A 15,907-nucleotide genomic window follows, 5' to 3' on the forward strand; every position below is an offset into this window, starting at 1 on the left:
AATTTTCTCTGCTGCTATAAGCTTTTTAAGGCTTAAAATTTCATAGCTCTTTCTAGGATTAATACCCCATCAGCAAGCTCTGGTGATTCTGGAATAGTCCCTGCTATATTTTCACTACCGGGAAGTATCTTTACAAGCTTCCAGCCTTCTTTGCCGAAGGCATTTAGTTGAAGCTCTAAATCCTCTGGGGTATTAGAGTATTCACTCCATTTTATAACCTTATATTCATACATAGTTAAAACCTCCTTACAGAAAATTATGGTTTAAGTTTATCAATATCTTAAAGTTGGTCTTTCTACTGAAGTTGAAACATAATACAATTGTTATCTTTATTATAGATATAATAAAGCTGTAATTCAATTTTATGGGAATTATTTAATGGTTAATTTGCTTTTTGTTCATTAACCTAGGAATAAGCTGTGATTACTAGCATTACCTTAGGAAGTGTGCTATCATAATAGATACTAGGTTAAAATAGTAAAATTACTGTAGGTGAAGAATATATGGCAAAAGTAAAAGGAACTAAGTCATTAGCAGAAAATAGAAAAGCATGGCATGATTATTTCGTAGAGGAAACCTTAGAGGCGGGTATAGCTTTAGTTGGAACTGAGGTTAAATCCATTCGTAACGGCAGAGCTAATCTTAAGGATAGCTATGGGGACATAAAAAATGGAGAGGTATTCATAAGAAATATGCATGTAAGTCCCTACGACTTTGGAAACATATTTAATGTGGATCCTTTAAGGGAAAGAAAGCTCCTCCTTCATAAAAGCGAAATAAGAAGGCTTATAGGCTATACATCTCAGGATGGCTATACCCTGGTACCCTTGTCCTTATATCTTAAGGATGGTAAGGTAAAGGTAGCTCTTGGAGTATGCAAGGGTAAAAAGAACTACGACAAGAGGGACGCTATGCTGGAAAAGGCGCATAAGCGTGACATAGAAAGAGAATTTAAAGAAAGAATGAGATAAAACTCCGGAGACCCGGAGTTTTTTTATTTTAAAGAATGTTGACTCCATTTACTGTGAATCTAAACCTGCAGCCCAAGAGCTCAGAGGCCCTTCTGCACATGATCATTCTCTGAAGAAATATCTCAAAATAGTCCATGATGGAGCTTATTGAATTATCAATTTCTAATACTAGATTGATTTCCTTCCCTTCATTATTTATATCTAGCTGTGAAGAGGTTACTGCGTAGTTTACCCTGTCATGGATATCAAAGGTGGAGAAATCTCTATTTCTCACCCTGTTTCTCCTAACATCAGATTTATCTGCAAGGATTACCGCTGCCGACACAGGATTGATTGCAGTTCCTGTATTTTCATCATGATGACCTATGGCTGTGACTATGGTTAAGATATCATCAGGCTCCATTTCAAGATTTTTGAGTATGTCAAAGGCTAGTATTGCTCCGCTGTGGGCATGGTCCGTCCTGTTCACCACATTACCTATATCATGGATATAGCCTGCTATTCTTGCCAGCTCAATTTCCTCCTTGGAGTAGCCCAGGGTGGATAATATACTCGCTGCAGTAGTAGATATCTTCATGGCATGAGCCCGAGAATGTTCTGTATAGCCAATGGCTTTTAATACAGTATCGCCTCTTTCTATGAGAGTGTTTATAAGCTTATTCTCCTTAATATCTTCAAAGGTAACATTAGCCATATTATAAAACATCCTTTCCTAGTACTTCCTTCGATAGTTGTATAATCAAAAGTAACTAGTTTTATATTTGTCAAATTGTCATAGAAATTATTCATATAAATTAATACAGAACACTTTTATTCAGGGTGAATATCTTATACTATAAAACACTGAAACTTCAGGAGGCATAATGGAGGTTGCTTTAACGTCGCTGCACTATGTATATATCTTGTTTATAGTATTGGTTATTCTTTTTATGATTATGAAAAAGGATACCACCCTTGTTGCTATAGTAGGGATATTTGTCCTGGGTATCCTGGGAACAGAATCTGTTTATAAGGCTCTTATGGGCATTTTTAATAGTTTGATATATGCCACTAAGGAGCTAATGCCAACAATTTTTATAATTTCAGTAATTACTGCCATGAGCAAGGTGCTTTTGGCCACGGGAATTAATGAGGAGATGATTTCGCCTTTTAAAAAGATAGTCAAGAATTACACCCTGGCCTACTGGGTAATAGGTATAGTGATGATGATTATTTCTTGGTTCTTCTGGCCCTCTCCAGCAGTAGCTTTAATCGGTGCAATCTTCCTTCCTATAGGGAGAAAAGCTGGACTTCCGGCAATAGGAGTTGCCATTGCAATGAATCTATTCGGCCATGGAATAGCTCTTTCTAGCGATTATATTATCCAGGCTGCTCCTAAATTAACGGCAGATGCTGCAGGACTTCAGGTTTCAGAGGTCATGTCTGCCAGCATACCCCTTGCTATAATCATGGGGTTATCAACCACCATAGCTGCTTTTTTATTTCTCCGTAAGGAAATAAAAGGTGGAATATATAAGGAGGAGCTTTTAAAGGATAGCTATGTAGAAGAAAATAAGCTTGAGGCGACTCTTTCTAAGAGAGCTAAGAGGCTCTTTGCCCTTATGATGCTGGTGCTTTTTGGTGCTGATATAGTAATAATGTTCATGTTTAACCTTCAGGGAGGGGATGCCACAGCTCTCATTGGAGGTACTGCTATTGTTATCTTAGCCGTAATAGGCACTGCTGCTTATAAGGCAGGAATCTTTGAAAAGATAACCTTCCACATGGTTGAAGGACTTCAATTTGGTTTTAAAATCTTTGGAGTAGTTATCCCCATAGCAGCCTTCTTTTATTTAGGAGACAGTGCTATAGCTGAAATATTTGGCAAAGTATTACCTGAGGCTTCTCAGGGGATAGTAAATGATTTAGGACTAGCCCTTGCTAATATTGTCCCGGTTAATGGTGCTGTATCCGCAGCAACTCTTACCACTGTTGGAGCAATAACGGGACTAGATGGCTCTGGTTTTTCAGGAATACCTCTAGTAGGCTCCATAGCAAGGCTATTCAGTACAGGACTTGGCACAGGTACTGCAACACTGACAGCCCTAGGACAGCTGGCAGGTATCTGGGTAGGCGGCGGAACCTTGATCCCCTGGGCAGTTATACCAGCAGCAGCCATGTGTGGGGTGGATCCTTTTGAGCTTGCTAGAAAAAATCTAAAGCCTGTGGTTATAGGTCTTTTAATAACTACCATAGCAGCCATATTTTTGCTATAATAAATAGCAGAGAAAAAACCTGTAGAGAGAGCTCTGCAGGTTTTTTATTTAACCTGTCATAACCATGAGAGTGATAATATAGATATATAGAAATAAGAGGTATAAAGAAATGGAACAGCAATTGACCATGGTGATATTTAAAGAGAATTTAGAAAGAATAAAGGATAGGTGGCTAGGCTCTCAGGATGAATTTCTACCAGAGCTTAAGAGTATTACAGATAATGAGAAAAAAAGAGGGCAGAAATCACTAAATTCCTTACTAAAGCAGATTGATAAGGAATTTAAAAACAATAAACAAATAAATAAGGTAACCGGATTAAATGAAGTTGATGAGGCTTTTAAAAATAGGCTTGAAGGATATATAAGAGGCTTTATAAGTGAGGACAATATTTTTGGACTTAAAAACTTAAGTGAGGAACGAAAGAAGGATTTTTTCAGAAGTACTGAGGAATTCTTAGAAAGGTCTAAGACTTTTGATCAAAGCTTATCTATGGAGGATATAGGTCAAGCTCTTAGGAATGTTTGGATTATAAATATACTTCAGGCTGTCATGGGAGAAAGGGTTCGTCTTACCTCAGCAATATTAGGCTATAGTCTTCTTTATCCTTATACGGATAATTTTCTTGATGATAGTAATATAAATCGGGAAAAGAAGGACGAGTTTAATGATAGACTGATGCGTAGACTAAAGGGTGAGAGGCTTGTTCCTTTAAACCTTCATGAGGAGAAGGTCTATGCCTTGGTAGAATTAATAGAAAAGGATTTTGACAGGGAAGAGTATAGTGAGCTATATCAGGCTCTGCAGTATATAAATTTAGGGCAGATAGAAAGTGTAAAGCAGCAGTATTCCCCGGGGAATATAGCCTCTATTGGAAGAGAAGAGCTGCTGGATATTTCTCTGTTAAAAGGGGGTGCTTCTGTCCTCGTGGATGGATATCTAGTAAGGGGAAGACTAACCCCGGAGGAAATAGATTTTTCCCTAGGCTATGGCTTTATGCTGCAGCTGGGAGATGATCTTCAGGATGTGGAAGAGGATTATAAGCTTAAACATGAAACTCTTATGACTTCAGATATATCAAAGACCAGCTTAGACTCCATCTCTACTAAACTGATTAATTTTACAGTAAACCTTATTGATGGTTTGAGCTGTGCTGATAAGAAAGAAGAGTTATATCTTAAAGAGCTCATAAAGGTTAATTGTATAATGCTTGTACTATTTTCTGTTGTAAAAGCAAAAGGATATTTTTCTTCAGAATATATTAATAGCCTCAAGCCTTATCTCCCATATTCTATAGACTATATTGAAGGGTTAAGAGAAAAAATATCTAAATGGTACAAAAGGAGCGATAGCAGCTTGTTATAATAAAAGCTCTCCTTCATAGGGAGGTTTTTCCCTCAGAAGGTAATCCTGCCTCCCTTGAGCTAAGTATCCTATTGAATTATCCTTGAAATTAGTGTATCATAATAATTACCGCATAGAGGTGCTCTATTAGGAGTACTCCCTATGGATACAATTTAATAGGATTCACGAATGCTTAACCCTTCTGCCAAACAAACCTAATATGGGGGTGTCTTGGTTTCGACGGGGGTGGTAGTGTTTGAGGAAGCGAGTGGAGGGAACTCTGGGCCCGCCTCAAAAAACTAGGGACTTAAACACAAACGCAGAAGATAATTTAGCGTTAGCAGCTTAATATAGCTGTTCGTCCTACCCGGGAGGCCTACGACCTGGGATAGGGCGTCGATTAGTAGGGAACCGAGCCTTAGAAAGCTTTGACTAAGGAACGGAAAAAATGAAGCTACTAAAGGAGGCAGCCTGTTCATGGGCGTCCTCTGGAGGGAATGTTAAAACATGAACTGCACTCGGAGATGCTTCAGGCGCATTACCTTCGGACACGGGTTCAATTCCCGTCACCTCCACCATGAAAAAAGTCACTTTTGTCTACGGACAAAAGTGGCTTTTTTCAATGATATCCCTTCCTTGCGAAACGGATGATATACTTTCAGTATGATATCTTACTTCGTGCGATGATATATGCCTTCGGCAAATGAAGGAACGGATATTATATCATGCTTGCGAAGCAAGTATATCATACGCCTAAGCCGTATATCATATCGCGTCAGCGATATATCACTGAAAATCAGGTTTAATTCATGTTGCTTTTTCCAGTTAGGTGTTCCTGACAGCACCTGAAGAGCACTTCGTGCGTGAAGAGATGCTTCGCATCGTGAAGTGCCCCCTGGCATGGCTTACATACTTAACTTCGTATTGTGTGAAATACAATACTTCACTAAATCTTGCAGTTCAATTCCCGACACCTCCACCACGGAGATTTTTTATTGTCTTACATAAAGCTTTAACCCCTGTATAGGTTGACTCGTGTATCTCAAAAAAAGTATAATGTATTAAATCGAAATCGAAAAAGGAGTCATCGTTATGTCAGATAATCTTTCTAAACAAATCAAAGCAATGATTGAGGAATTCGGTGAGAAAGCTGGTTTAAAAGCCGGGGAAATCATGGTTGTCGGGTGCTCTACAAGTGAAGTTATTGGTTCCAAAATCGGTAGCAATTCAAGTCCTGAAACAGCAAAGCTGCTCTTTGAAGGTATCTACGAATATACACAGAAACATGGTATATATCTTGCCGCACAGTGCTGCGAACATCTTAATCGTGCAATCATCATTGAGCGTGAAGCTGTTCCAAATGCTGAGATTGTTAATGTTGTTCCTAAACCCAAAGCAGGAGGCTCTTTTGCTACACAGGCATATGCACATTTTAAAGATCCTGTAGCCCTGGAGGAAATCAAAGCAGATGCTGGAATTGACATTGGCTTTACACTGATTGGAATGCATCTGAAAAAGGTTGCAGTTCCTTTAAGGCTTGAAAACAATTCTGTTGGAGAAGCGTTGGTCATCGCTGCCCGTACCCGTCCGAAGTTTATCGGAGGTTCCAGAGCAGTATATGATGAAAACCTTCAGTAACCATTTTGTGTATTTTTTGTACAAGCTATAGCAAACCTTTGAAAAGTACATAAAATGGTGAGGTAATGTATTCGGAATTATAATAATTCAAACTGTTGTGATGAAATTATTTTCGCGGTTTTAGTGGTGTTAGGACTAGAGGTCCATTACCGTCGCCTCTACCATAATAAGTATTAGAAGGTCCCATAAACCTGATTTGTCAGGGGTTATGGGGCTTTTTTATTTTTAATTTTCCACTTGCATTTATTTATGCATGATATACTATGTCGAAATATTTGTATAAATAATAGTTGTATATTACAACAGTTTTATAATACAATTATTACAGAGGTGATAGGATGGAAAATAAAGAGAGTCACTATTTAAGAGAACTAATAAGAGTTCTTGTTAGAAATTTAGGGTTATTAGAGGAAAGTGAAGCTACATGCTGCGGAACAACAGTATCTCAATGTCATGCTATTGTTGAGATAGGAAGAGCAAAAGAAATATCTCTAAATGAACTTGCTGAACTATTAGGACTAGATAAAAGTACAATGAGCAGAACAATTAATAAACTAGTAGATTCAGGCCTAGCTATTAGAGAACTACATCCTGATGATAGAAGGTATGTCGCAATTAAGCTAACCAATGAAGGGATAAAAATATTCAATAGTATTGAAGGTACCATGGAGCAATATTATCAGAGTATATTTTCATCTATACCAGAAGAAAAGAGAGATCAGGTATTAGAAAGTTTACAGTTAATAATTAAAGCTGCAAAGGAAAATAAATATAGATGATGAATATGAATTATAAAATAAGAGAAGCAACACTTCATGATATTCCATATATAACAAAAATATATAACCAAGGTATTGAGGACAGGATCGCTACTCTAGAGACGAGGCTTAGAGAGGACACTGAGATGGAGAGCTGGTTTACTACTAGGGAAGAGCGTTATAAAGTTATAGTTATAGAGGATCAAGAAAGCATGGTAAGAGGCTGGGCTTCTATAAATATATTTAACTCAAGATGCTGTTATAGCGGAGTTGGTGATCTTTCAATCTATATAGAAAGAGACATGCGAGGGAAAGGCTTAGGAAGTACTTTGCTTAGAGGTTTACTAGATGTTGCAAATGAGCAAGAGTTTCATAAGTTAGTTCTAAGTACCTTTGAGTTTAATGAAGCAGGTAAAAGACTTTATAAAGCCCTAGGCTTCAGAGAGGTTGGAACTTACGTAGATCAAGGGATTCTTGACGGAAGCTTTGTAAATATAACAATTATGGAAAAATTAATATAAATAATAACGAAGATATTAAAGGTAGTAAGTAATAATAGTCCTTTAGTATCTTTATTTTTATGGTGAATGGTTAATTAAATACAAGCAAAGAATCACAAAAAGCAGTGGTAGGAATATATTGCATATATAATTATCTATATAATAAGAATTATTTTTTATATAAATTCCTAATATTGACACTGTAATGGTAAAGTATTAATCTATATATAGATGAATATCTATATATAGAAAAGTGAAAAATAATAAGATGAGGAGATTTTATAATGAAAAAAATGGTTATTTTTGATCCTGCTATGTGCTGTTCAACAGGGGTTTGTGGACCATCTGTTGATAAAAATCTATTGAGAGTATCTACAGTCTTGAATAGATTAGAGAAAAAAGGTGTTAAGGTAGAAAGACACAACCTTTCTAATAATCCTAAAATATTTGTTGATAATAAGGTGGTTAATAAGCTTTTAGTTGATGAAGGTATTGATGTACTCCCTATTACTATCGTAGATGGAGAAGTAGTTAAGACTAAAGAATATCCTACCAATGAAGAATTTATAAAGTTTCTTGAGGTACCAAAAGAATATGTTATTTCTCAGTTAAGTGCTAAAAAAACAATAGAAATAAAATAAAAGCAGCTGATTATTAAGGGCGGCTACTAAAAGGAGAAGTATTATGTATAAAAACTTCCATATAAACGATATTAATTTAACTAAATACTTATTTTTTACTGGCAAAGGAGGGGTTGGTAAAACATCCACTGCTTGTGCTATGGCTGTTGCCTTGGCGGATAATGGAAAAAAGATAATGCTTGTAAGTACAGATCCTGCTTCAAACCTTCAGGATGTATTTGACACTGAATTAAATAATAAGGGAGTAAAAATAGAAGACGTACCTAATCTTACAGTTGCAAATTTTGAACCTGAAGCTGCAGCTAGTGAATATAAAGAAAGTGTCATAGCACCATATAGAGGAAAGCTTCCTGATGTTGTTATACAGAATATGGAGGAGCAATTATCCGGTTCATGTACAGTTGAAATAGCTGCCTTCAATGAATTCTCAGGCTTTATCACTGATAAAAAGGCAGCGGAAGAATATGACCATATAATATTTGATACAGCGCCAACAGGGCATACCTTAAGGATGTTACAATTACCATCAGCATGGACTAATTTCATAAGTGAAAGTACTCACGGTGCATCTTGTTTAGGTCAGCTTTCAGGCCTAGAGGATAAAAAAGATATTTATAAAAATGCAGTAGAAAATTTGGCAGACGGAGAAAAGACTACTTTAATCTTAATATCACGACCAGATACATCAGCACTAATAGAGGCTGAAAGAGCCTCCGTTGAACTTCAAGAGATTGGAGTGGAAAATCAGCTTTTAGTTGTTAATGGAGTTCTACAAAGTCATGATGATGATTTATCTAATGAAATCTACAATAAACAGCAAGGCACATTAAGAAATATTCCAGAAGGCTTAAAAAGTCTAGAAATCTTTGAAATTCCTTTAAGACCTTATAATATTGCAGGAATAGAAAATGTCAGATCATTTTTTAGCAGTGGGGATATTAAATATATAGATGAAAATATAGATATTAAAAAAACTGTAAGCCTAGGCAAAGTAGTAGATGACCTTTACAATTCAGATAAAAAAGTAATATTTACAATGGGTAAGGGTGGAGTAGGTAAGACAACTATTGCTGCTACAGTAGCCATGGAGCTTGCAAAAAAAGGGAAAAGGGTTCATCTAACTACCACAGATCCTGCAGCTCATTTAAGCTTTGTTATAGATGAAAGCTTTGGGATTACTATAAGTAATATAGATGAAAAGAAGGAATTAGAAAGATATCAGGAAGAAGTACTCCGTAAGGCAAGGGAGACTATGAGTGATGATGATATTGCATATATTGAAGAGGATTTAAGAAGTCCTTGCACTCAGGAAATTGCAGTTTTTAGAGCCTTTGCAGAAATTGTTGAGCGCTCCAATGATGAAGTAGTAGTAATAGATACTGCACCTACAGGTCATACCCTATTATTACTTGAATCAACACAAAGCTATAATAAGGAAATAGCACGTACACAGGGCGATACACCAGAATCAGTTAAAAATCTATTACCTAAACTTAAGGATGATAAATTAACTGAAGTATTAATAATTACATTACCTGAAGCTACTCCTTATTATGAAGCTAAAAGGCTTCAGGAGGACTTAGAAAGAGCGGGCATATTCAGTAAATGGTGGATAATTAACTCAAGCTTCTATGCTACAAGTACAACCAATGAGATATTAAAGGCCAAAGCAGCTAATGAGGTTCAATGGATAAATAAAATATCTGAGGTAGCAGAAGGAAAGGCAGCTTTGATTAAATGGACAGCTGAGGATTTAAAGGGTGAAAATTTAAGTGAATTACTAAACTAGATTGCTACGGTTATGGAGGTTTTTGAATGAAAAAGAAGGTAGCTTTTATATGCGTTCACAACTCATGTCGATCACAAATGGCAGAGGGATGGGCGAAAAAACTAGGAAGTGATGTTTTAGAAGTATATTCAGCAGGTACGGAAAATTATCATGAAGTAAAACCACTGGCAGCTATGGTAATGGAGGAAGCTGGAGTTGATATGAGTGGGCATACTCCAAAATTGTTAGCTGATATTCCCGAAGAAGTAGATATATTAATTACTATGGGTTGTAATGTAGTTTGTCCATTTTTGCCAAATAGCCATAGTGAGGATTGGGGCTTAGATGATCCATCGGGAGGTCCAGTAGAAGACTATATAAAAACTCGTGATGTAATTAAGGAAAAGGTAGAAGATTTGATAGAAAGAGTAAAAAATAACGAGGTTTAATAAAAAGCAGGAAGAGGGTATCATACTCTCTTCTAAGTTTTAGAGTAATTTATAATGGAGGGTAATATAATGCTAGAAAGGATTAAAATTCAGATCTTTGGTCGAAAATATCAACTAGTTTCATCTTCCTGTGGGTGAGGCCCAGGCACTAGCTGCGGTCCTAGTGAGGATCCAACAACTATTGAAATGTTTAAGGAACTAAAAACATTTCTAAAAGATACGGATGTAAATGATAAGTTTGATATAGAATTTATTGATATAGATAAGGATGATTTAAGTAGATATCCAAAGGAAAGAAAGATTATTAGTACTAGTTATAAACTTCCAATAACTTTTATATCAGGGAAAGCCGTATTTTCAGGTGAAGTCGATAAGATGAAAACTTATTTGATGCTTAAAATGTTAAGTAGATAATCAGGATTTATTTAATAATAGCTCCAAACTTTTGATTGTTCAAAGGTTTGGAGCTATTTATTCTTAATTTATGGGTACCTTTTCTTGACAGGATAATTGTTACCAAATACACTTATACAAAGAATTAAAATATAGGTAATTTAAGTAAGTTCAGAGGGAAATTATTATATATGAAAATCAAGAGACTTTTTAAAGATATAATTAAAAAAGAATATTTTAACCTGCCTAATCTTATGGGATACCTTCGAATTTTGATAATCCCGTTTTTTTTGTTTGCATATTTAAATGCAGAAACCAATAGGGAGTATCTAATAGCCTTCCTTATCCTTGCCGTTTCTTACCTGACAGATTTTTTTGATGGTATCATTGCAAGAAGGTTCAATATGGTTACTGATTTAGGTAAGGTTCTAGATCCAGTAGCAGATAAGCTTACCCATGGAGCATTAGCATTAATCCTTCTTCTGAGCTATCCACTGATGCTATATGTTTTGCTAGTATTTCTATGTAAAGAATTGTACATGGCAGTTATGGGGATTTATCTGATCAAAAAGGGGAAAGCTGTCCATGGAGCACAGTGGCACGGGAAAATCTGTATAGCTGCTTTAGACTTAGGGATGCTTATTTTATTATTGTTTCCTAAGCTTCCATACCTTAGAGCCAATATACTGATTATAATTATGTTGTTAATTATGTGCTTTTCCTTTATAAAGTACTTTTTATTTCATATTGCAGTTATCAGAGGTAAAAGCACCGTAAAGAGAAGGAAACCCATTAGATTTATAATTTTGGTTTTAATATTTATTTTTTATTCTATCATTGGTGCTGCGGTACCATACTTAAAAGTGCCAGAGGTTAGCGAGACTTATAAGAAGGATTTTAACATAGATAAATTCTATTCTAATACTGCTTCCTCTGACAGGGCTACCATAATAGAAGATAATGGAGAAGCCTTAGCTGAAAGAATTCGAGGTATAGAGCATGCAAAGAAAAGCATAATTCTATCTACCTTTGATATTCGCAGCGATTCCTCCGGTAAAAAGGTTATAGCAGCCTTAAAAGCAGCAGCAGAACGTGGTGTTTCGGTGCAGATAATGGTGGATGCCTTTAATTCCTACATACAAATGGAAGGGAATCCTTGCTTTTTAGCTCTTGTAGCTGAAGAGAATGTGGAAATTAGAGTTTATAATACAATGAATCTCCTTACCCCATGGAAGTGGATGAGCAGGATGCATGATAAGTATTTGATTGTTGACGAAAGCTTATATATCTTGGGTGGTAGAAATACTTTTAATTATTTTTTAGGAGATCAGGATAGCCATAAAAACATCGATAGAGATGTTCTTGTATATAATACTGGAGGTAAGGATAGCTCTATATACCAGCTTATAGATTATTTTGAAGGAATATGGGATATGGACTATTGCAAATCGTGGCACAAGGGAAGCTTGATTACTAAGATGCCTAGTGTTGAAAAAGCTAGTAAGGAATTAAAAAAAATATATGCTCAAATGAAGGAAGAGAATGAGGAATGGTTTAGGAAGGTTGATTATGCTGAAGAAACTCTTCCTGTAAATAATATAACCTTATTATCTAATCCTACAACTCTTTATGCAAAAGAGCCTTGGGTATTTTATGGTCTAAGCAGGCTTATGGAAAATGCTCGTAAGGAGGCTATTATTCATACACCTTATATCATATGTAATGACATGATGTATCAAACCTTCAAAGAAATAGTTGATAAGGATATTCCATTAACCTTAATGACTAATTCAGCTTTAAATAATGGAAATCCTTTTGGAGCTGTGGACTATGTATTGAATAAAGCAGATATACTTGATACTGGTATGGAGGTACTGGAATATGAAGGTGGAGTTTCTTACCATGGGAAAAGTATTGTGATTGATGATGATATCTCAATTGTAGGTTCTTTTAATATGGATATGAAGAGCGTGTATCAGAGCACAGAAATGATGCTAGTGATAGATAGCGAAGAAGTAAATGAACAGTTAAAGGATAAATTTAGCACCTATCAGCAGGAGGCTAAGGAAGCTATATTAGATGAAAGTGAAATGGATAGGTTACTTGCTGATGAGGTTCCAATGAAAAAGAAAATTCAGAGGTTCTTTATAGCTCTTATGGATCCTTGGATAAGATTTTTGCTTTAAAAGTCAACACGCTTTTTTGTTTCCTTGATATATTAGTGAAGTCTTTTGTTCTTTTGTTATCAAATAATAATAGAATGATAATATTAAGTTATTTTGGAAATATCACACATTGACAAAAAAGCTGTCTATATTATAGAATACAAAGCGGTGCTAAATTGCAATAATAAATTGAATTAATCTCAATTGATAGAATAATATCTTAATGTATAGGATTTTATCATGAGTAAAACTACCACTAATCAGAGCTTAAAATGAGGAGGCATCCAAAGACCACTTGCTGTATTTATTCTTTTACCAGCATAGGTGGTGTTATCCCATTATTAGTATAATCCATAGTGATATTATTTCTGTTATGTTTGTTTTGTGGTGATTCAAGCTTAACATAGAGATATCCCTATGGATTTTTCTATTAGTTCAGTTTATTTTTCGTTTAGTAAATAATTTTTAGGGGGATATGCTAATGACAAAAGCGAAGTTTAAAAAGAACCAGCGCTTAAAAAACGTTGGAACTGCTACTGCATTAACAATTACATTAGTAACATCTAATGTGTCTACCTTAGTCAATGCAGCAACATTAGATGCTGAAGTAAATATAGTTACTAGCAGCGTTGAAGCAGAGGCGATTAAGCAAGAAGCAGTAATTGAAGAGCAAGCCACAGAGAGTCAAGAAGAAGCAACAATAATCCAAGAAGAAACAGGTGTTCAAGAGCAAGAAGCAGAAGTTCAAGAAGTCGCTGAAAAATCAACAGTAGGTAGCTTTGATTTAAGCAAATGGGATTACGACGAATATAGTTCTAGTCAGTTTATAGTATTGAATAAATATAATGGCTCAGCTACCGATATTGTTATACCCGGAGAAATCAATGGTTTAAGCGTAAAAATGAGAACGTTGGAATGTTTATCAGACATAAAATCTACAGTGACTAGCATAACATTTAAAGAAGAGAATGGTAAAAAGGTATTAGCAGCTGATTACATAACAGAAGGTAATTTTAAAGATTATACAGCGCTTAAATCTGTAGATTTTAGTGGATTAGATACTTCTTATTCATCAGGAATCAATATGAATCACATGTTTAGTGGCTGTACCTCTTTAGAAAGTGTAAATTTTAGTGGAGTGGATACTTCAAAAGTAATTTACATGTCTAATATGTTTTTAGGATGTAGCAATTTAACAGATATAAAATTTGGTGATAAGTTTATTACTTCTAATGTAACCACTATGAGTGGTATGTTTAGAGGCTGTAGTTCTATGAAGAGTTTGGATTTATATAATTTTAATACAGAACAAGTGAAAAATATGTCTTATATGTTTAAAGACTGCAGCTCCTTAACAACCATAGATTTAAGTAGCTTTAATACAGACCAAGTAACTAATATGTCTTATATGTTTGATGGCTGCAGATCTTTTACAGATTTAGATGTAAGTATGTTTAATGCAGCAAAGGTTCAGAATATGAGATATATGTTTAATGACTGCGAGTCTTTAACTACTTTGGATTTAAGTAATTTTAATGCCAAAGAAGTAACCAATATGGATAATGTGTTTAAAGGATGCAGATCTTTAACAAACTTGGACCTAAGCAGCTTCCACACATCAAAAGTAACTACTATGATAAATCTATTTTTAGGCTGTAGCTCTTTAACAGATATATATTTCGGTGATAATTTTAATACCGCTGAAGTAACTAAGATGAACAATATGTTTAAAGATTGCGCCTCTTTAAATAGTCTAGATTTAAGTGGATTTGATACTTCAAAAGTTGAAGTTATGTCCTATATGTTTTCTAATAGTGGTGTAGCTAATTTAGACCTAAGCAGCTTCGACACTTCACAAGTAACAGATATGCAAAGAATGTTTTATAACGCCGAGAACTTAAAGAACATAAATTTTGGTGACAAATTTACAGCTTCAGCAGCAACAAATATGGCCTATATGTTTTGTGATAGTGCTTTAGAGAGCCTAGATTTAAGCAAATTTAATACATCACAAGTAACAAATATGTCATATATGTTTGCAGGAATGGGAAATATTCATATCTTAGATTTATCTAGCTTTAATTTAGATAATGTAACAGCTGATAATATGAAGAATATGTTTAAAAAGAATATTACAGGTGATTCAGCGGGAAATATTACCGAAACTGATTCATCAGTAGCTGAAAAACAATTATTGGTTATTTCAGCGAATCCTAAGCTTCTTGCTTATAATTATGAAGCAGATTCCTGCTTGCCATTAACTATTACTCTAGATGCTAATGGTGGAGAATTTGAGAACGGTGACCAAGTTTATACACCTTATACCTTCAATGTAGTTGATTATCTTGATGAGTCTCTATTAGAACAAGAAATACTTGATGCTATATCCGCCTTACCAGCGCCTACAAGAGAAGGCTACACATTTGTTTCATGGGAAGCTAATAAGGGAACAACAAGAAATAATGCTTCTATCTTAGATAAATTAAACGGGGTTTATTATGCTAACTGGAAAGCTGAAAGCACAGGAAACCCAGATGGAGATACATCAACACCAGGAGGAGATGCAGGAAACCTAGGTGGAGATACATCAACGCCAGGTGGAGATGCAGGAAATCCAGGTGGAGATACATCAACGCCAGGAGGAGATGAAGGAAATCCAGGTGGAGATACATCAACGCCAGGAGGAGATGAAGGAAATCCAGGTGGAGATACATCAACACCAGGAGGAGATGCAGGAAATCCAGGTGGAGATACATCAACACCAGGAGGAAGTGCAGGAAGTCCAGGTGGTGATACATCAACACCAGGAGGAGAAGAAGAAACTCCTGAGGAAGACGCAGTACTTCCAGAAGGGGATTCTGAAAATCCAGATGGAAGTATAGTAGTACCAGAGGCTAATGTAAACCCAAGCACAGGCGATGCAGGGGTATTAGGATACCTTGGCCTAGGGGTAACATCCGTGTTAGGTATGCTTTTAACTAGCAAAAAGAAAAAGAAATAAAATATAAAAGGTCTCAGAAGTCTTAA

General features: G+C 35.6%; 14 protein-coding genes and 1 other RNA gene. 13 read left to right on the forward strand and 2 right to left on the reverse strand.

The window, feature by feature from the left end:
• Nucleotides 1–32 precede the first annotated feature (32 nt).
• Entirely contained in the window at nt 33–233 is a 201-nt protein-coding gene (locus tag ACPWSR_RS12105; protein WP_426348484.1) for a DUF4177 domain-containing protein, read from the reverse strand.
• 270 nt (nt 234–503) lie between these two features.
• On the opposite strand from ACPWSR_RS12105, the gene smpB reads away from it, so the two are divergent.
• The gene (gene smpB, locus ACPWSR_RS12110) at nt 504–971 is read left to right on the forward strand and encodes an SsrA-binding protein SmpB (protein WP_426348485.1); all 468 of its coding nucleotides are present in this window, start codon (nt 504–506) and stop codon (nt 969–971) included.
• A gap of 28 nt (nt 972–999) precedes the next feature.
• On the opposite strand, the gene ACPWSR_RS12115 is transcribed toward smpB, so the two are convergent.
• Nucleotides 1,000–1,665, reverse strand: coding sequence for an HD domain-containing protein (locus tag ACPWSR_RS12115; protein ID WP_426348486.1), 666 nt, complete (start codon nt 1,663–1,665; stop codon nt 1,000–1,002).
• 208 nt (nt 1,666–1,873) lie between these two features.
• On the opposite strand from ACPWSR_RS12115, the gene ACPWSR_RS12120 reads away from it, so the two are divergent.
• The 12 genes from ACPWSR_RS12120 to ACPWSR_RS12175 all read left to right on the forward strand — a co-directional run bounded on the left by ACPWSR_RS12120 (nt 1,874) and on the right by ACPWSR_RS12175 (nt 15,881).
• On the forward strand, nt 1,874–3,226 hold the full coding sequence (locus ACPWSR_RS12120) for a hypothetical protein (RefSeq protein ID WP_426348487.1): 1,353 nt from the start codon (nt 1,874–1,876) through the stop codon (nt 3,224–3,226).
• A gap of 109 nt (nt 3,227–3,335) precedes the next feature.
• Entirely contained in the window at nt 3,336–4,589 is a 1,254-nt protein-coding gene (locus ACPWSR_RS12125; RefSeq protein ID WP_426348488.1) for a hypothetical protein, read from the forward strand.
• Between the two features lie 201 nt (nt 4,590–4,790).
• Nucleotides 4,791–5,146: a transfer-messenger RNA gene (gene ssrA / locus ACPWSR_RS12130) on the forward strand.
• 514 nt (nt 5,147–5,660) lie between these two features.
• Complete coding sequence (locus tag ACPWSR_RS12135; protein WP_426348489.1) at nt 5,661–6,206, forward strand: TIGR01440 family protein; 546 nt, start codon at nt 5,661–5,663, stop codon at nt 6,204–6,206.
• A gap of 338 nt (nt 6,207–6,544) precedes the next feature.
• Nucleotides 6,545–6,985: a MarR family winged helix-turn-helix transcriptional regulator gene (locus tag ACPWSR_RS12140; protein ID WP_426348490.1), complete on the forward strand. Its 441-nt coding sequence runs from the start codon at nt 6,545–6,547 to the stop codon at nt 6,983–6,985.
• Nucleotides 6,986–6,990: 5 nt separating this feature from the next.
• Complete coding sequence (locus tag ACPWSR_RS12145) at nt 6,991–7,485, forward strand: arsinothricin resistance N-acetyltransferase ArsN1 family A (RefSeq protein WP_426348491.1); 495 nt, start codon at nt 6,991–6,993, stop codon at nt 7,483–7,485.
• A gap of 263 nt (nt 7,486–7,748) precedes the next feature.
• Nucleotides 7,749–8,105 carry an arsenite efflux transporter metallochaperone ArsD gene (gene arsD / locus ACPWSR_RS12150; protein ID WP_426348492.1) on the forward strand — a complete coding sequence of 119 codons (357 nt, stop codon included), beginning with the start codon at nt 7,749–7,751 and terminating at the stop codon, nt 8,103–8,105.
• Between the two features lie 43 nt (nt 8,106–8,148).
• Nucleotides 8,149–9,894, forward strand: a complete 1,746-nt coding sequence (gene arsA / locus ACPWSR_RS12155) for an arsenical pump-driving ATPase (RefSeq protein ID WP_426348493.1) — start codon at nt 8,149–8,151, stop codon at nt 9,892–9,894.
• A 26-nt stretch (nt 9,895–9,920) separates the two neighbouring features.
• Entirely contained in the window at nt 9,921–10,322 is a 402-nt protein-coding gene (locus ACPWSR_RS12160) for an arsenate reductase ArsC (RefSeq protein ID WP_426348494.1), read from the forward strand.
• Between the two features lie 186 nt (nt 10,323–10,508).
• Nucleotides 10,509–10,736 (forward strand): hypothetical protein, encoded by a 228-nt coding sequence (locus ACPWSR_RS12165; RefSeq protein WP_426348495.1) that lies wholly within the window; start codon nt 10,509–10,511, stop codon nt 10,734–10,736.
• A gap of 170 nt (nt 10,737–10,906) precedes the next feature.
• Nucleotides 10,907–12,901: a phospholipase D-like domain-containing protein gene (locus tag ACPWSR_RS12170; RefSeq protein ID WP_426348496.1), complete on the forward strand. Its 1,995-nt coding sequence runs from the start codon at nt 10,907–10,909 to the stop codon at nt 12,899–12,901.
• Between the two features lie 460 nt (nt 12,902–13,361).
• Complete coding sequence (locus ACPWSR_RS12175) at nt 13,362–15,881, forward strand: BspA family leucine-rich repeat surface protein (protein ID WP_426348497.1); 2,520 nt, start codon at nt 13,362–13,364, stop codon at nt 15,879–15,881.
• The last annotated feature ends 26 nt before the right edge of the window (nt 15,882–15,907 follow it).

This window comes from Alloiococcus sp. CFN-8 (assembly GCF_049943125.1).
Taxonomy (GTDB): Bacteria; Bacillota; Clostridia; order Clostridiales; family Clostridiaceae; genus JAEXZL01.